Source organism: Sphingomonas sp. PWP1-2 (assembly GCF_049898305.1).
Taxonomy (GTDB): Bacteria; Pseudomonadota; Alphaproteobacteria; order Sphingomonadales; family Sphingomonadaceae; genus Sphingomonas; species Sphingomonas glacialis.
On record NZ_JAFCXM010000002.1, the window covers coordinates 157,072 to 174,439 of the forward strand.

Annotated in this window: 16 protein-coding genes; 6 read left to right on the plus strand and 10 right to left on the minus strand. The window is 67.3% G+C overall.

Annotation, left to right across the window (positions count from 1 at the left end; genetic code table 11):
* Nucleotides 1-7: 7 nt before the first annotated feature.
* The 3 genes from ACP7C5_RS05600 to ACP7C5_RS05610 all read right to left on the minus strand — a co-directional run bounded on the left by ACP7C5_RS05600 (nucleotide 8) and on the right by ACP7C5_RS05610 (nucleotide 3,385).
* Nucleotides 8-1,243, minus strand: coding sequence for a dihydroorotase (locus ACP7C5_RS05600; RefSeq protein WP_426263480.1), 1,236 nt, complete (start codon nucleotides 1,241-1,243; stop codon nucleotides 8-10).
* Complete coding sequence (locus ACP7C5_RS05605; RefSeq protein ID WP_133188746.1) at nucleotides 1,240-2,226, minus strand: aspartate carbamoyltransferase catalytic subunit; 987 nt, start codon at nucleotides 2,224-2,226, stop codon at nucleotides 1,240-1,242. Before ACP7C5_RS05605 ends, ACP7C5_RS05600 begins: the two co-directional genes overlap by 4 nt.
* A 91-nt stretch (nucleotides 2,227-2,317) precedes the next feature.
* Nucleotides 2,318-3,385 carry a catalase family protein gene (locus ACP7C5_RS05610; protein WP_426263481.1) on the minus strand — a complete coding sequence of 356 codons (1,068 nt, stop codon included), beginning with the start codon at nucleotides 3,383-3,385 and terminating at the stop codon, nucleotides 2,318-2,320.
* 251 nt (nucleotides 3,386-3,636) lie between these two features.
* On the opposite strand from ACP7C5_RS05610, the gene ACP7C5_RS05615 reads away from it, so the two are divergent.
* From ACP7C5_RS05615 to ACP7C5_RS05640, 6 genes are all read left to right on the plus strand, one after another.
* Entirely contained in the window at nucleotides 3,637-3,948 is a 312-nt protein-coding gene (locus ACP7C5_RS05615) for a hypothetical protein (protein ID WP_322163460.1), read from the plus strand.
* A gap of 94 nt (nucleotides 3,949-4,042) precedes the next feature.
* Nucleotides 4,043-4,867 (plus strand): hypothetical protein, encoded by an 825-nt coding sequence (locus ACP7C5_RS05620; RefSeq protein ID WP_426263482.1) that lies wholly within the window; start codon nucleotides 4,043-4,045, stop codon nucleotides 4,865-4,867.
* A gap of 49 nt (nucleotides 4,868-4,916) precedes the next feature.
* Nucleotides 4,917-5,240: a Rap1a/Tai family immunity protein gene (locus ACP7C5_RS05625; protein ID WP_189674927.1), complete on the plus strand. Its 324-nt coding sequence runs from the start codon at nucleotides 4,917-4,919 to the stop codon at nucleotides 5,238-5,240.
* Between the two features lie 80 nt (nucleotides 5,241-5,320).
* Nucleotides 5,321-5,728, plus strand: coding sequence for a hypothetical protein (locus ACP7C5_RS05630; protein WP_426263483.1), 408 nt, complete (start codon nucleotides 5,321-5,323; stop codon nucleotides 5,726-5,728).
* 245 nt (nucleotides 5,729-5,973) lie between these two features.
* Complete coding sequence (locus ACP7C5_RS05635) at nucleotides 5,974-8,280, plus strand: TonB-dependent receptor (RefSeq protein WP_426263484.1); 2,307 nt, start codon at nucleotides 5,974-5,976, stop codon at nucleotides 8,278-8,280.
* Entirely contained in the window at nucleotides 8,280-9,635 is a 1,356-nt protein-coding gene (locus ACP7C5_RS05640) for a PepSY-associated TM helix domain-containing protein (protein ID WP_426263485.1), read from the plus strand. Before ACP7C5_RS05635 ends, ACP7C5_RS05640 begins: the two co-directional genes overlap by 1 nt.
* On the opposite strand, the gene ACP7C5_RS05645 is transcribed toward ACP7C5_RS05640, so the two are convergent.
* From ACP7C5_RS05645 to ACP7C5_RS05675, 7 genes are all read right to left on the minus strand, one after another.
* Entirely contained in the window at nucleotides 9,614-10,339 is a 726-nt protein-coding gene (locus tag ACP7C5_RS05645) for a RibD family protein (protein ID WP_426263486.1), read from the minus strand. The two genes, ACP7C5_RS05640 and ACP7C5_RS05645, sit on opposite strands and share 22 nt — an antisense overlap.
* Nucleotides 10,333-11,340, minus strand: a complete 1,008-nt coding sequence (locus ACP7C5_RS05650) for a zinc-dependent alcohol dehydrogenase family protein (protein WP_426263487.1) — start codon at nucleotides 11,338-11,340, stop codon at nucleotides 10,333-10,335. Before ACP7C5_RS05650 ends, ACP7C5_RS05645 begins: the two co-directional genes overlap by 7 nt.
* Nucleotides 11,341-11,398: 58 nt before the next feature.
* Nucleotides 11,399-12,118 carry a cell wall hydrolase gene (locus ACP7C5_RS05655; protein WP_426263488.1) on the minus strand — a complete coding sequence of 240 codons (720 nt, stop codon included), beginning with the start codon at nucleotides 12,116-12,118 and terminating at the stop codon, nucleotides 11,399-11,401.
* A 71-nt stretch (nucleotides 12,119-12,189) separates the two neighbouring features.
* Nucleotides 12,190-13,260 carry a lactonase family protein gene (locus ACP7C5_RS05660; RefSeq protein WP_426263489.1) on the minus strand — a complete coding sequence of 357 codons (1,071 nt, stop codon included), beginning with the start codon at nucleotides 13,258-13,260 and terminating at the stop codon, nucleotides 12,190-12,192.
* Nucleotides 13,261-13,287: 27 nt separating this feature from the next.
* The gene (locus ACP7C5_RS05665) at nucleotides 13,288-15,408 is read right to left on the minus strand and encodes a S9 family peptidase (protein WP_426263490.1); all 2,121 of its coding nucleotides are present in this window, start codon (nucleotides 15,406-15,408) and stop codon (nucleotides 13,288-13,290) included.
* Nucleotides 15,409-15,504: 96 nt separating this feature from the next.
* Entirely contained in the window at nucleotides 15,505-16,338 is an 834-nt protein-coding gene (locus ACP7C5_RS05670) for an SDR family NAD(P)-dependent oxidoreductase (RefSeq protein WP_426263491.1), read from the minus strand.
* A complete protein-coding gene (locus ACP7C5_RS05675) occupies nucleotides 16,335-17,321 on the minus strand; it encodes an aldo/keto reductase (protein WP_426263492.1) in 987 nt (328 codons plus the stop codon). Before ACP7C5_RS05675 ends, ACP7C5_RS05670 begins: the two co-directional genes overlap by 4 nt.
* Nucleotides 17,322-17,368: the final 47 nt, after the last annotated feature.

The following is a 17,368-nucleotide window of genomic DNA, read 5'->3' on the forward strand; positions in this document are numbered from 1 at the left end:
GGCGGCGTCAGGCGGGGACGGGAAGGGCGGTACCGCCCTTGAACAGCCGTAGCACCTTGCCCTGTACCGGCAGCCCGTCGAACGGCGTATTGCCGGCCTTGGCGTGAAGCCGGTCGCCCGCAATCTGCCACGGTGCTTCGGGCGCCAGCAGCAACAGATCCGCGGGCGCGCCGACGCCAAGCGACCCCGCTTCCACGCCGAGCACCTTCGCCGGATTGGCCGCGAGCAGCGCGAACAGGCGCTGGAGCGAGATCGTCTCGTCGCGCACCAGACCAAGGCCAAGCGCGAGCAGCGTTTCGGCGCCCGCCATGCCCGATGCCGAGTCGGCGAAAGGCAAGCGCTTCTCTTCGGGGCCACGCGGATCATGGCCTGAACACAGCACGTCGATCGTCCCGTCGGCCACGGCAGCGACCGCGGCCTGGCGGTCGCTCTCGTTCCGCAGCGGCGGCGAGAGGTGCGCGAAGGTGCGGAAATCGGTCATCGCGATGTCCGACAGCAGCAGATGTGCGGGGGTGATCCCGCACGTCACGCGCACGCCGCGCCGCTTGGCGGCACGCACCAGCTCGAATCCGGCGGCGGTCGTGACCTGGCGGATGTGGAGCGTCGCGCCGGTTTCCTCGGTAAGCATCACATCGCGCGCGATTGCCAGGGCCTCGGCGATCGACGGTGCGGAAGGGAGCCCCATCCGCGTCGCGGTCTCGCCCGCAGTCGCGACGGCGCCTGCAGTGACGCCGCCGTCTTCGGCATGGGTGATGACGCTCAGACCAAGATCGCCGGCATAAGCGAGGACTTTGCGCATCACCCCCGAATCGGCGATCCAGCGAGCGCCGGTCCCGACCGCGCGCGCACCGGCATCGCGGTTGATCGCCATCTCGGCGAGATCGGTGCCGGCGAGGCCACGCGTCGCCGCGGCGATCGGATGGATCCATAGGCCAGGGCGGCCGATCAGCGCCGCGCGCTGGACGATGCCGGGATCATCGAGCACCGGCGACTGATCGGGCATCAGCCCGACGCGAACGATGCCGCCGGCATGGAAGGCGGGAAGGTCGATCGCGAACACGCCGAGATCGACGATCGCGGGCGCAAGCGTCGCGCCGCCGCAATCGATCGTTTCGGCCCCTGCCGGTACGTCGATCAACCCCGTCGCGACGATCCGGTCGTTCTCGACGAGCACGCCGCCCTGCGACACGCCGCCGAGCGGGCAGACCAAGGTCGCATTGAGCAAGGCGAGCATCCGGCTCATGCCCAGCCCGCCACGCCGCGCGAGCGCCGCGTCAGCACATCGAGGCACGCCATGCGGACGGCGACTCCCATTTCGACCTGTTCGGTGATCGCCGAGCGCGCATGGTCGGCAACAGCCGAATCGATCTCCACGCCGCGGTTCATCGGCCCCGGGTGCATCACCAGCGCATCGGGCGCGGCGCGCTCGAGCCGCTTGAGCGTCAGCCCGTAGCGCAAATGGAACTCGCGGTTCGACGGGATGAAACCGCCCGCCATTCGCTCGTTCTGAACGCGGAGCATCATCACAACGTCGGCGCCCTCGAGCGCGGTGTCGAAATCGGTAAAGGGGGTGACCCCCATCCGCTCGATTCCCTCGGGCATGAGCGTCGCCGGTGCACAGACGCGGACTTCGGCAGCGAGCGCGGTCAGCGCTAGAATGTTCGAACGGGCGACACGGCTGTGGAGGATGTCGCCGCAAATCACGACGCGCTGCCCGGCGATCGTGCCGCGGCGGCGACGGATCGTCAGCGCGTCGAGCAAAGCTTGCGTCGGATGCTCGTGCTGCCCGTCGCCGGCGTTGAGCACCGGGCAATCGACCTTGCCTGCGATCAGCCGGACTGCGCCCGAGCTCATGTGGCGGATGACGATGACATCGGCGCGCATCGCGTTGAGCGTCATAGCGGTGTCGATCAGCGTCTCGCCCTTCTTCACCGAGCTTTGCGCCGCATGCATGTTGACGACATCGGCGCCGAGCCGCTTGCCCGCGATCTCGAACGACAGCAGCGTGCGCGTCGAATTCTCGAAGAAGGCGTTGATCAGCGTGAGCCCGCCCAGCCGCTTGTCGCTGATCGCGCGCGTACGGTTGGCGGCGACCCAGCCATCGGCTTCGTCGAGCAGGAAGACGATTTCGTGCGGCTGCAATCCCTCGATGCCGGTGAGGTGCCGGTGCGGAAACACGGCGCGGCCCGGGATGAGCGAGGCGGGGCGGTGATCGGAGGGTTGCATCGAGGCCGTCGGGTAGCCGTGCCGCGGGTTGCTGGCAAGGCCGGATAGGGCGGGAGAGGGCCGCGAGCGACCCTCTCCCGACATCGTATGATCAGTTCGACGGCTCGTGATACGGGCAGCCATTCACCCGCGCGCGGAAGTCCGCCGAGTGACGATAGGTATCGCGCCGGGCGCGGTTGATGTTGCCGAGCGGTTGGTGCGCGGCGATCCCGGTCCACACGCTGAAGCGCGTTTCCTCGTTGATCTGCTGGACGTGGGCGTCGCTCCAGCTGTCCTGCGCCGCGGCGCGGATCGTGCCGACGCGCACGAACGGGCTGGTCCACAGCACCGTCGCATCCTCGACCGGCTGCGCTTCGAGATCGCGGCATAATTGAACGCGGAATTCCCATTCTGCGTCGAGCGTGCGCATTTCGGAGCGGACGTCTTCGCGGATCGCGTCCTGACGACCCTCGATCGCGATTTCCTTGCCGCTCAGCGCGATCATTGCCGGCGCCACGGGTGCGATGCTGAACTTGGCGATATAGTCGCCGAAGCGGAAGGCGGTCGCGCTGTAATAGGTCTCGCCGAGCGGCTCGACATTGGGTGCGCCGCCAAGCGAGTTGATCGCCGCGGGAGCCTCGGCCCCGACCGCTTCGAAGGCATGCCGTACGCCGCGCAATGCGGCCGAGACGACCTTCTTGGTGCCCTCGAGCCGATCGGTGGTCTTGGCGAGCAGCTTGAGGTTGCCGAGGAACTTCTCGGCGGTCTTCGCCTGGAACACCGGGCCGCTGACCATCACGAAGTCCTGCGCGGTGCCCTCGGAGCCTGGCAAACGGTCTCCAGCGACATCGAACACCTTCATAGCGAGGCCGCGCGGCAGGCCGATCGCATCGGGCAGGATATCGCCGGCATTGGTCGACAGCCGGATCAGCACCTTGTGGCGTCCGCCCTGCGCGAACAGGCCCTGCGCGAGCTCGGCCGGCAAGTCCGAATCGATCGTCAGTTCGCCTTCGAGCAGCCCGTGCGACTTGGCGTGGACCGATCGCACGGCATGACCATAGTCCTCGGCCGTCCGTTCGAGGATTGTATCGAAGGTTTCGTTGAGATCTGTAACGGTTGCTTGCTCATCTGGCTGGGGTTGCTCGACGTCGGGACGGTAGCGGATCGGGGACTGTAACATAGGGACGCCTTTACTTGGGGGGCTGCATCTTAAGGAACACGCGAGCCCAACGCGCCAGCGCGACAAACGCTGCCTGTCGTGTTTCCTGCTGCCTTTCAGCAAGCGTTCAGAATTGCCGATTTGGCGGTTTTCCGCGGGATAGCGTGGTTTCTCCCTGCCGTGGAAGCCGCACGTCCTGCCGGATAGCGGTTGCCAATCCGGGCACGGCTGCGCTTGTGAACCGCACCACGCCATTTCAAAAGGGTAAGTATATGCGTTCCAATCTTGTGAAGTCCGCAACGGTAGCCATGATCCTCGCGGGATCGATCGGCGTTAGCGGCTGCGCGACCAAGGGTTATGTCAACCGCCAGATCGCCACCGTGAACACGCGCATCGACGGCATCGATGGCCGCGTCCGCACCGTCGAAGGCGTGTCGGGCCAGGCGCTCACCCAGGCACAGGCTGCTGCCGGCCAGGCACAGCAGAACGCACAGCGGATCGACCAGATCAGCGGCCGCGTCGATGGGCTCGACCAGCAGGTCCAGCAGCAGGCACAGCGCGCACAGCGCCGCCCGCGCGGCTGATCGCACTACCGCATTCCTCTTATTGTGACCGGACGCATTGCTGAACCAAGTCGAGATGCCAAACAGGCCGTTCTCTCTGCGTCATGGTGTGGGCATGGCCGCAGCACTGCTGGGTCTGATCGCAGGCGCGATCGGACCCACGGCAGGGCTCGGCCGTGCCCCGCTGTCCGACAAGGCGGCGTCGCCTTCGGTGGCGACGCCGTCCAGTCGCAAGCCCGTAAAGGCCAGGGGTAACGCCCCGGCCAAATCCCTGTCCAAGGGTGGGGCCAAAACCGCCGCTGCGCGCCGCGCGGCGGCCAAGGCCAAGGCCACCGACACGCCGCCGCTGCCCGAACCGGTGCGGTCCGAGGCGGCGAGCCGTGTGATCGCCTGGGTCGGATCGGCGCACGACAATGGTACGCTGCCCTATATCGTCATCGACAAGCAGGCGGCCTCGCTTTCGCTGTTCGATGCAAAGGGCACCTTTCTCGGCGAGACCCCGGTGCTGCTCGGCATCGGCATCGGCGACGATTCCACCCCCGGCGTTGGCGCCAAAGACCTGTCCGAGATCGGGCCGGCCGAACGCACGACGCCAGCCGGGCGGTTCGTCGCCAAGTTCGGCCGTGCGTTCGGGCGCCAGCGCGTGCTGTGGGTCGATTACGCCAATTCGGTCGCGCTTCATGCGGTGATCACGACGCACAAGACGGAACAGCGCGTCGAGCGCCTGCTGTCGCCGACGCCCGACGACAATCGCATCAGCTTCGGCTGCATCAATGTCGGGACGAGCTTCTACACCAAGCAGATCCGGCCATTGTTCCTCAAGACGGGCGGGGTGGTCTATATCCTCCCCGATACCAAGCCGCTCGATACCGTCTTCCCGCGGGTACGCTTGTTGCCGTATCTCGCGCCGACGGCACCGGCCGAGCAGGTCTCGGGCTAGGGGCTGTCGACCCTCCGGCCCGCCGCGTGCCCGGATCAAAGGAAGTGCCATGATCTTGCTTGCCCTCGCGATCGCCGCACCCGAAGCACCGCCGGTGGTGGTGAGCCCGCTCCAAACATCGCAACTCGCCGAGGCGTGCAGCGGCAAGGACGCCGACACGACCGCGAGTTTCTGCACGGGCTATATCCTCGGGGCGTTCGACGCCTTGTCGTTGTCGCACCAGATCTGCCCCTCGGCGGCCAATGCGTCGACGATCAAGGTGGTGAGCGTCGCGCGCAAATATCTTCGCAGCCACAAGAAGAGCTGGAGCAGCGCGCCGATCTTCGTGATCCGGACCGCGCTGAAAACGGCCTTCGCGTGTAAGGGCCCCTGAGCGCTGCTCGCGGCGGCTGCTCGGTCCGTGCGGCCAAACGGGGATGACAGGACCGCGAAACGCTCCTAGTTCCCCGGGCGATGGCCGCCCTTCGCATCCTGTTCCGCGCGCATCGGTGGCTGGCCGGCCTGCTGCTGGCGCTCGCGCTATTGGCCAAGATCATGATCCCCGGCGGCTTCATGCCCGTCGTCACCAGCAACGGCCTCGTGCTCGAACTGTGCTCCGGCATGGAACGCACGCAAGCGCCGATGGCGATGGCAATGCCGGGCATGGCGGGCGACCATCACGACCAGAAGGGCGACAAGGCCGAAAGCCCGTGCAGCTTTGCCGGCCTGACGGCTCCCGTCATCGCCGGTGCCGACCCCGCATTGCTCGCGATTGCCGTGCTGTTCATCCTTGCGCTCGGCCGGATGGCGGAGCGTCGGGTCGTGCTGCCGTATCGCCATGCGCTGCGACCGCCGTTGCGTGGACCCCCGGTAGCGGCGTGATTCCTCGCCGCAAGGCTGAGCGACGGTGCGCGCGGATCAGGTCCGGGCGCACGGGATAGCAATCGCGATCGCTGACAGGCCTTGCGCCCGCTTCCCGATCCCCGTCGACAGTCCCTGTGGCGAGCAGCGCTCGATCATAGCGCGCGATGATCGAGCATCAGCAGCACGAACCCGTGCGCGAGGCACCCGAACGGGCCGCGCGCGATGGGCTTCGTCCCATTACCCTATCGAACAGGGACCTTCTCATGGTCAGCCGCACATCCGTGCTCGGCGTCACGTCGTTTTGCACCATGCTCGCAAGCACCACCGTTCCGGCCTTTGCCGGAGAGCGCGCATCGCCAGCGCCAGATTCAAGCCTCGACGATATTCTCGTCACCGCGCAGCGCCGCGCCGCGACGATAGAGAACGCGCCTTCGTCCAAGGCGTCGATTGATGCCGCGACGATCGCGACCACGATCAACGCGCGCAATGTCGAGGATACGCTCAAATATCTCCCGAGCCTCGTCGTCCGCAAACGCCATATCGGCGACAGCCAGGCGCCGCTCGCGACACGCACTTCGGGGCTCGGCGCAAGCGCGCGCAGCTTGATCTACGCCGACGGTGCGATTCTCTCGGCGCTCGTTGGCAACAACAACACCTCGGCCAGCCCGCGCTGGAGCCTGGTATCGACCGAGGAGATTGCCCGCGTCGACGTGCTCTACGGGCCGTTCTCGGCGGCATATCCCGGCAATGCGATCGGCGCCGTTGTCAACATCACGACGCGCTTGCCCGATCGCTTCGAAGGCACGCTGGTCGCGGGAACCACGGTGCAGCAGTTCGACCTCTACGGCACGCACCGCACCTTGCCGGCCTATCAGCTCGGCGGCACGTTCGGCGATCGGTTCGGGCCACTCGCGGTCTTTGGAAGCGTCGATCATGTCGACAGCCACGGCCAGCCGATCGGCTTTGCCAGCGCCACCGCCACCAAAAGCGCGACCAGCACGCCGACGACGGGAGGCTATGACGACGTCAATCGCACCGGCGGCGCGATCCGCGTCGTCGGCGCGACCGCGTTCGAGCATCAAGTGCAGGATCGCGTCAAGCTCAAGGCCGCGCTCGATCTCTCCGCCGCGCTGCGGCTGACCTATGTCGGCAGCCTGTTCCTCAGCACCACCGATTCGACTGTCGAGAGTTATCTCACCAACCCGGCGAGCGGCCTGCCATTCTATGCCGGCACGACGAGCAATAACGGCCAAATCTACACGCTGGCCGCCAGCGCCTTTGCCGGCAGCGTCTATCGCACCGAGCAGCGGCAATGGTCCCACAATCTGTCGCTCAATGGCAGCGGTACCCGGTTCGACTGGCAAGTGATCGGCACGCTGTACGATGTCGCCAAAGATCAGCAGCGCGTTTCGAATATCGCGCTGTCGGCCGGGCGAGCGGGCGAGGCAGGTTTCATCACCGACTTGGCGGGAACCGGCTGGAAGACGCTCGACGCCAAGGGCGCGTGGCGTTCGGATGCGGCAGCGATGCATACGGTAAGCTTCGGGGCGCACGCCGATTGGTACGAACTCGACAGCAATCGCTACAATACCAGCGACTGGATCGGCGGATCGAAGGGTGCGCTCAACCTGCAAGGCAGCGGCAAGACGCGCACGTACGCGCTGTGGGCGCAGGATGCCTGGCGGATCCTGCCGCCGCTGACGCTCACGCTCGGCGGGCGCTACGAATGGTGGCGCGCCTATGACGGCGTGAATTTCGCGCAGTCGCCAGCGATCGGACCGGTCTGTCAGCCGGCGTTGAGCAGCAATAGATTTTCGCCCAAGGCAGCACTCGCCTATGCGATCGACCCGCATCTGACCGCGCGGCTCTCGTTCGGCCAGGCGTGGCGCTTCCCGACCGTCGGCGAGCTCTATCAGATCGTCACGACACCCGTCGCGTCGGTCCCCAATCCGAACCTGCGCCCCGAACGCGCGCGCTCGCTCGAACTGGCGCTCGAGCGGCAGGATAACCGGGGAACATTGCGGCTCGCTTTGTTCAACGAAGTGATTAGGGACGCGCTGATTTCGCAGACCGGCCCGCTGGCGGTGACCCCGGTTCAAGTCGGCACCTATGTCCAGAATGTCGACGAGACGCGGGCGCGGGGGGCCGAACTCTCGGTCGCCCGGACGAACGTCGTCGGGCGGGTCGATGTCTCGGGCAGCATGACCTATGCCGACGCGATCACCAGCAAGAATGCGGTCCTGCCCGGCGCAGTCGGCAAGCTGCTCCCGAGCGTGCCGCGCTGGAAGGCGACGGCGGTGGCGACCTGGCGACCCGTCGAGGGCGTCGCGCTGACGGCTGCTGGGCGCTACGCCAGCCGCAATTACGGCGCGCTCGATAACAGCGACGTGGTCGGCAACACCTATCAGGGCTTTTACAGGTATTTCGTCGTCGATCTGCGCGCGCAGTTTCGCGTCGCGCAGCATATCGAATTCGGGATCGGGGTCGATAACGTCAACAACGACCGCTACTTCCTCTTCCACCCCTTCCCGCAACGCAGTTTCGCCGCCGATGTGAAGGTGACGTTCTGATGCCGGCGATCGCGACCGCAGCAAGCACGGTTCCGGCCGGGCAGGCGCTGTACCGCTGGGTGTGGCGCTGGCACTTCTATGCCGGGCTGTTCGTCCTGCCCTTCATCCTGATCCTGGCGATCACCGGATCGATCTATCTGTTCAAGCCGCAGGTCGAGCGGTGGGAAGAACGGGCGTTTCGCGGTCTGGGGACTGAGGGCGCAGTGGCTCCCGAGGCACAGCTGTCGGCGGCGCTGGCAGCCAATCCGGGGATGCGGTTCAACCACTATCGCTTGCCGCGCGAGGCTGGCGACGCCGCGATGCTGCAGTTGGTGGACGCGGACGGCAAACCGCGCGAGGTCTACGTCTCGCCGCAGGGGCGCGTGCTCGGCAGCCTCGATCCTGCAGCGCGGATCGAGGCGGTTGTCGCGCGGATTCACGGATCACTGCTGATCGGCACGCTCGGCGATCGGCTGGTCGAGCTCGCCGCGAGCTGGACGATCGTGCTGATCCTGTCGGGACTGTATTTGTGGTGGCCGCGGCCGTTCCGGCTGGCGGGGACACTCTGGCCGCGGTTCTGGCTGCGTGGGCGGCCGTTGCTCAAGGATTTGCACCGCGTCACCGGATTCTGGGTGGCGGGGTTGGTCCTGGTGATGCTCGCGAGCGGCCTGCCCTGGGCGGGCGCGTGGGGCGGGACGTTCAAATGGGTGCGAGCCGAGCTTGGGCTGGTCAAGGGGCGGCAGGATTGGAAGGTCGGCGTCGATGGAGGGCACACCGGCCACCACGGCGCGATGACCGATATGCCGACGGCGCGGGCGCCCGAGCCGAAGGGCCTGCCGCTTTCGGTCTTCGTCGCCAAGGCAGCGGCGGAGCAGATGGCGTTTCCCGTGCTGGTGCTTCCGCCGCACACCGTCCAAAAGTTCGGACCACCGACCGGCAAAGTGTGGACGGTGAAGTCCGAGGCGCAGAACCGCTGGCTGGATCGGCGCGTGACCTATGATCCGGCGAGCGGGATCGAGACCGGGCGATCGGGCTTTGCCGACCTGCATGTGATCGACCGGATCGTCAACACCGGGGTCGCCTGGCACGAGGGGCAATTGTTCGGCCTTGCGAACCAGCTGATCGGGGTGGCGACCGCGATCTCGCTGATCGCGATCAGCGTGCTCGGCACGCTGCTGTGGCTCAAACGCCGACCCCGGGGGCAGGTGGCGGCGCCACCCCGGCGTGGCGCAGCGGCGCCGGGGTGGATGTTCGCGCTCCTCATCGTGCTCGGGGTGCTGCTGCCGCTGTTCGGCGCGTCGGCGCTGGTTCTCGCACTGGTCGATCGGATTGTCGTGTCGATCCGTGCGCGGCGTCAGGCGGAGGTGACGGCATAGCGCAGCGCGACGATGCCATGCGCCTGCGTCTCGGCGCCGAGCAAGCTCAGGCGGACTTTGCCGTTCAAGCCCGCGGTGCCGTAGGTCACGATCCCGTCCACCGCTGCGCCGCCATCGAGCGCGGGCGCGACGGAGATGTGGAGTTCGTCGACCACTCCCGCCGCAAGCAGCGATCCGTTGATCCCGCCGCCGCCCTCGAGCAGCAGCTTGGTGATGCCGAAGTCACGCCCCAACGTTGCGAGGATCGCGATGAAATCGAATTCGCGATCCGGCGAGACGACATAGGAAACGCCGTCGGCGGCCAGCTCTGCGAGATGGCTGTCCGCCACATCCGGACCAAGCAGCACGATGACCGCGTCTCCGCCGACGGTGCCACCGTCGAAATGCAGCTTGCCCGAACGATCGAGCGCGATCGCATAGCTGTCGGCGCGGGTCGCGACGTGGAGCGGTCGTTCGACCGCGCCCAGCGATGCGGGCGGATGCGGTGCGGCCTTCGACATCTCCGCCATCGTCACGCGGCCGACGAGCCAGGCGTTGCCGCCGAGCGCGTCGTGCGCGCTTTCATACGCGGCGGCCCAATCCTTGCGGCTCCCGTCGGGGCTTTCGGTATAGCGGCTGGGATGCAGTCGCCCGTCGATCGACGACTGCATCAGGCAAATCACATACGGCTTCGACGCCGCACCCGCGTCGCTCGGGGTTACCATTCGACACCGATCTTGCCGAAATGCCCCGCGCCCATCTCGTAGCGAAAGGCATCGCCGAGCGCCTCGAGCGGAAAGCGGCGATCGACCACCGGGCGGATTCCGGTCGCGTCGAGCGCGCGGACGAACGCCTGCTGTTCGCGCCGGCTCCCGACGATCAGGCCCTGCAGCCGCGCTTGCTTCGCCATCAGCGCCGCGGTGGGAACTTGGCCAGCGCCGCCGGTCAGCACGCCGATCAGCGAGATATGCCCGCCGACGCGCACCGCTTCGATCGATTGCGCGAGCGTGCCGGGACCGCCGACTTCGACGACATGGTCGACACCGCGGCCGTCGCTCCAGTCGCGCACCGCTTTGCCCCACTCCGAGTGCTCGCGGTAATTGAGCGTGAAGTCTGCGCCGATGCGCTTGGCACGCTCGAGCTTCTCGTCCGACGACGAGGTAATCGCGACGGTCGCGCCCATCGCCTTGGCGATCTGCAAAGCCCAGATCGACACGCCGCCCGTGCCGAGCAGCAGCACGCTGTCGCCCGCCTTGAGCTTGCCGTCGACGACCAGCGCGCGCCACGCGGTGAGGCCAGCGGTGGTGATCGTCGCCGCCTCGACCGCGTCATAACCCTTTGGCGCATGCGTGAAGGCGCTGGCGGGCAGCACGACGAATTCGCAGGCGAAGCCATCGATCCCGTCGCCGGGCGTGCGGCTGAAGTCGCCAATCGTCGCGCTGCCGTCCTGCCAGTCGGGGAAGAAGCACGAGACGACGCTGTCGCCGGGCGCGAATTCGGTGACGCCTTCTCCGACAGCCTCGACGATCCCGCCACCATCGGCGAGCGGGATACGGCCGTTTGCGGTCGGCATCCGCCCCGTCGCGACGCCGAGATCGTGGAAGTTGAGCGAACTGCCGTGCAGCGCGACGCGGATTTCGCCCGCGCCCGGCGCACCCGGATCGCGGCGGTCTTCAAGTGTCAGATGATCGAGCCCAATCGGGGCCTTGAGAACCATCGCCTTCATGCCGGAAATCCTTGCTGTGTGCGGGCGCAACGCTTGGGGGGCGTTAGTTTTCCCACGATCACCCGATATTGCGACGGGCGTTGTCTCCGTCGGAGCGAACCCGCTCGCGCATCGACTGCCGGACGTAGAACAGATGCGAGCCGACTTGCGCGACCTTGACGAGCGAGTCGCGCCAATAGGGGACCATCCAGTCGGCGTGATAATGCGTCGCGCGTCCGACATCGGCGAACACGCGCCCCGCGAGCGCGCGGCGGGCGGCCTGGCGTGCGGCGGTCCAGCCGTCATGCACCGGCCGCCGCACGAACGATCCATCGCAGGTGAACGAGAATTGGCATCCGATCGTGCGCGTATAGCCTTGATAGACCACCCCGCAGATCGTCCGCGGAAAGCCGCGCGCGCGGACGCGGTTGAGGATGACCTGGATCACCGCTTTCTGTCCGCGCGCGTCGTCGCCCGCTTCGTAGAGCGCGGCGGTGGCGAGGCATTCGGTGGCTTGCAAGCGCGCGGCGGGGCCACCGTCGAAGCGGTAGCGCGCGGCCGGGACGCGGAAGCGCGGCTCGACCGGGACGGCGCGGTTCGACGCGCGGGCTTGCGCCATCGTCAGCGGCTTGGGGCGCTCCGGGTTCGGCTCTGTCGGCACGCTTGGATAGAGGAACGTCGCGATCAGCAGGATCGCGGCGACGCTGCCGAGCAGCAGCAGCCAGGTCTCCGAAGCGGCGTCGCGCGCGACGCTGCGCGATTCCGAGCGTCGCTTTGGAGGAGGTGGTTTGCGCGCCATGGCCGCGCGCTTATTCAAAGCTTCCAGCCCGGGCGCAACCGCTCGTGTGTAGATGCCGGTAGGCGCGGGTTTTAGCGCGCGGTTTGCTGGTCCGTGGGATTGGGGAGCACGACATAGGCGGCTCCCGGAACCGCCACCGACATACCTGTCGGGTGGAGACGCCCGTCGGCGTCGATCGTCAGCGTCGTCACAGTCTGCGCCTTCTCGTGCGCGACGATCACCAGCCCCGCATCGTCGAGCAGCAGGAAGTGGCGCGGCGACGCGCCGCCGGTCGCGGTATGACCAAGCAGCGTCGGAACGCCGGCATCGTCGAGCGCGAATACCGCGATGCTGTCATGCCCGCGATTAGAGACGTAAAGGCGATCGCCCGCGCGATTGATCGCCAAGTGCGCGACGATCGAATCGCCATGCCAGCCGTTGGGCAGGGTCGAAAGCGTGGCACGATGCGTGAAGCTGCCATCGCTGCGATCGAGCACGCTCAGCGTATTGTCGAGTTCGCCGATCAGGTAGGCGCGCTGATCGAGCCGCGGGTGAAGCAGGAGATGCCGCGGTCCCGAGCCCGGGGCGGCGCGATAGGCGCGCTGCGGCGCGTGCAGCGTACCTTCTGCCGCGATCGGAAAGCCGAGGATTTCGTCGGTGCCGAGATCGGTCTGATAGAGCCAGCGTCCGTCGGGACTGAACCCGACCCAATGCGCGTGCGGCGCTTCCTGCCGCGCTGGGTTTGGCCCCGAGCCTTGATTGGCGCTGACCTGCACGGTGCCCGTGGGCAGCCCGCTCTGCGAATCGAGCCGCAGCAGCGTCACGCTTCCGCTCATATAGTTGGCGACCGCCAGCAGCGTCTCGGTCGGATCGAGCGCGATGTGGCACGGCGCGGCGCCATCGACCGCGATCGACGAGAGCCGCTCCCACCGCTGGTCGGCGTAGCGGTGGACACCGACGCTGCCCGCCTCGGTCTCATCGACGATGTAGTGCAGCCCGCGTCGCGGCGCATAGACGCTGAACGAGGCGTTAGGGGCGTCGGCATAGGGCGCGCCGAGCCGCCACGCTCCCGCCTCGTCGCGGCAGAGCGGCTGGATCCCGGCGGCAACGCCGCCACGATAGGTGCCGATCCCGACGCAGAGGGCAAAGGGAGCTTCGGTCATCGGAAATCCTGCTCGGCGGCGGCCGTGTTACGAGGCCGCGCCCGCGACGCCGAGCTGATCGAGCACGAACGCCTGCCACTCGGCATTCTGGCGGAAGCGTTCGAAGCGGCTCGACTTGCCACCATGCCCCGCCTCCATGTTGACGCGGAACACCAGCGGATTGGCGTCGGTCTTGAGCTCGCGGAGCTTGGCGACCCATTTGGTCGGCTCGTAATATTGCACCTGGCTGTCCCACAGGCCGGTGCCGACATACAGCGCCGGATACGCCTTCGCCGCGACATTGTCGTAGGGCGAGTAGCTCAGCATATAGTCGTAATACGCCTTTTGCGCGGGGTTGCCCCATTCGTCATATTCGAAGGTGGTGAGCGGGATCGAGGCATCGAGCATCGTCGTAACGACATCGACGAACGGCACCTGCGCCACGACCACCTTGTAATCCTGCGGCGCCATGTTGGCGACTGCGCCCATCAGCAGCCCGCCTGCGCTGCCGCCCATCGCCGCGACGCGGTCCTTCGCGACGTATTTCTGCGCGACGAGGAAGCGCGTGACATCGACGAAATCGGTGAAGCTGTTGCGCTTTTTGAGCAGATGGCCGTCGTCATACCAGCCGCGCCCCATTTCCTGACCGCCGCGAATATGCGCGATGGCATAGACCACGCCGCGGTCGAGCATCCCGATCCGGCCGGGATCGACACCGGGGTCGGTCGAGATGCCGTAGCTGCCATAGGCGTATTGGAACAACGGCGCGGTGCCGTCGCGCTTCAGCCCCTTGCGATAGACGATCGACACCGGCACGCGCGTGCCGTCGCGGGCGGTCGCCCAGACGCGCTCGGTGACGTAATTGGCGGGGTCGTAGCCCGGCACCGGCGCGACCTTGAGCACGCGCCGCGCGCCGGTCTTCACATTGACCTCATAGGTCGTCGTCGGCGTGACGAGCGAGCCGTAGGTGTAGCGCACCCACGGTGCCGCGGTCTCCTCGTTGACGTCGAGCGCCATCCGGTAGGCGGGCTCGTCGGCCTTGACCGGGATCGATGTGCCGGCGTCGGTGAGCAAGCGGATCATGCGATTGCCGCCTTCGCGCTGGTCGATCGCGACGAAGCCGGCGAACGGCTTGAAGCTTTCGATGAACACGCTGTCGCTCGCCGGCGTCAGGTCGCGCCATGCGGCGACGCCCTTGGCGACGTCGGCATCGGCGACCGTGACGAGCTTGTAGTTCTTCGCCGCGCGGTTCGTGCGGATGATCCAGCGCCCGTTCTGATGGTCCGCGGTGTAGCGAAACTCGCGTGCGCGTGGTGCCAGCACGGTAAATGCGCTCGAGTTCGACGCCGGCGCGCAGCGTTGTTCGTCGCTCACCGTGCTCCCGACGGTGATGCAGATGAAGCGATCGTCGGCGGTGCGGGCAATGCCCATCTGGAAGGTGTCGTCCTTCTCCTCGTAGAGCAACGCATCGGCGGCGGGCGCGGTGCCGAGGACATGCGCCATCACGCGGTAGCCGCGCAGCGTCACCGGGTCCTTCGCGACGTAGAGGATCGTGCGATTGTCGTCGGCCCATACAACGCTCGGCTCGGCATTGGCGATCGTGTCGCTGCGCACCGCGCCGGTCGCGAGGTCCTTGATCTTGAGGACGTATTGGCGACGCCCGACGGTATCCTCGGCCCAGGCGACCTGCGCATTGTCGGGGCTGACCGCCCAGTCGCTCAGCGCGAAGAAGCTGTGGCCCTTGGCCATTGTCGGCTCGTCGAACATTGTCGTGGCGGGCGCGGTGGCGGTGCCCTTGCGACGCTCGATCAGCGGGTAGTCGGCGCCGGCGGCGAAGCGCGAGGCGTAGTAATAGCCGTTTTTCGCATAGGGGACCGAGCTGTCATCCTGTTTGATGTGCGCGACTGTCTCGGCATAGAGCTTGGCTTGGAGCGGCTTCAACGGCGCGAGGCGCGCATCGGCATAGCCGTTTTCCGCGGCAAGATAGGCGAGCATCGCCGGATCCTTGCGGGTGTCGTCGCGCAGCCAGTAATAGTCGTCGGTGCGTGCGCCGTTAGGCGAGGTCACCTGGAACGGCCGCTTGGCGACATGCGGGACGGGAGGCGGCGTCTGCGCCTCGGCCTGCGATCCCAGAATCACGGCGCCACACGCCACTATCGTCCACCGCATCGTCGCATCCCCTGTCGATCGAGTTCGCGAGCAGGGTGGCGACCCACCGCCCGACGCGCAAGGGGACTTTGCCACCCGCGCGGCGGGGCGCAGCGGTCACTCGGCCACATAAGCGGCGAACGCGTCCTTCCAGTCGGGGTGCCAGCGTGACAGGGCAGGGCGGTTCTCGGTCACGTCGCCGGCCGCCCAGGCGATCCGCTTGGCGTCCTGCTCAGACGTCGTCTCGTTGTCGGGGCAGACGATGTAGAAATCGCCCGCAGCTAGCCGTTCGAGCATCAGCGCGACGACTTGCTCGGGAGTCCACGCGCCCGCGGGCTTTTCGGTGCTGCCGGGGCGCGTCATGCCGGTGAAAGTAAAGCCCGGCACCAGCAGATGCGCGCTCACCCGGTCGCCGCAGCGAGTCCGCAGCGTGTGCGCTAAGCCTTCGGTCAGCGCCTTTACCCCGGCCTTGCTGACATTGTACGCGGTATTGCCGGGCGGCTGGGTGATGCCCTGCTTCGAGCCGGTGTTGATGACGAGCGCCGGGCCGCCATGGTCGAGCATCGCGGGAACGAAGCCCTGCACGCCGTTGAGCACGCCGAGCAGATTGACGCCGAGCACCGCGTCCCAGATGTCGGCATCGGCGAACACGTCTCCGCCCGCCCCGATCCCGGCATTGTTCATCAGCAGCGCGACCGTGCCGTGCTCCGCGACGATCCGGCCGGCGAGCGCGTGCATCGCCGCGCGGTCCGACACGTCCATGGTATGCGCGATCGCGCCGTCAATCGCCGCGGCGGCGGCCTCGAGCGCCTCGCCCGGGCGGTCGACCAGCACGACGCGCATCCCCGCCGCCGCAAAGGCGCGCGCGGCGGCGAGGCCGATCCCGCCCGCCGCGCCGGTGACGACGGCGAGGTTGCCCGGCGCGATCGCCGCAAACGAGGCCGTGCTCATTGGTCCACCGTCGCCATCGAGACCGCTGGGTAACGCATCCCCTCGGCACTGCCCGGCGGCAGCACTGCATCGATCCGCGCTAGCGCGTCGGCATCGAGCACGATTTCGAGCGCACCGAGATTGTCCTCGAGGTAGCTGCGCCGCTTGGTGCCGGGGATCGGCACAACGTCGTCGCCCTGCGCGAGCACCCAGGCGAGCGCGAGCTGAGCAGGCGTGCAGCGCTTGGCCGCCGCCATCTCCTTGATCGCCGCGACGAGATCGAGGTTCTTGGCGAACGCGGCACCTTGAAAGCGCGGATGCGCGCGGCGGCTGTCGCCTTCCGCCAGATCCTCGGGCTTGGTGAACTGCCCCGTCAGGAAGCCGCGGCCGAGCGGGCTGTAGGGGACGAAGCCGATGCCGAGCGCGCGGACGGTCGGCAGGATTTCGGCCTCGACGTCGCGGCTCCACAGCGAATATTCGGTCTGCAGCGCCGAGATCGGGTGGACCGCATGCGCGCGCCGGATCGTCTCGGGCGCTGCTTCCGACAGGCCGAGATAGCGGACCTTGCCCGCGCTCACGAGCTCGCTCATCGCGCCGACGGTATCCTCGATCGGCACGCCCGGATCGACGCGGTGCTGGTAATAGAGGTCGATCACGTCGAGCCCGAGCCGCTTGAGGCTCGCATCGCACGCCTGGCGGACGTAATCGGGATGGCCGTTCACGCCGCGGAAGCTGCCGTCGGGCCCGCGGACGTTGCCGAACTTGGTCGCGACGACGACCCATTCGCGGCGCGTTCGCACGACGCGGCCGACCAGCTCCTCGTTCGCGCCGACGCCGTACATGTCGGCGGTGTCGAGAAAGGTGACGCCGAGATCCAGCGCGCGGTTGATCGTCGCGACCGACTCGGCTTCGTCGCGGCTGCCGTAAAAGTCCGACATGCCCATGCAACCGAGACCGAGCGCCGAGACTTCGAGGCCTTGCTGGCCGAGCTTACGCATTTGCATTGCGGACGTCCTTGTCGATGAGGAAAGCGAGCGCACAACGAAGCCGC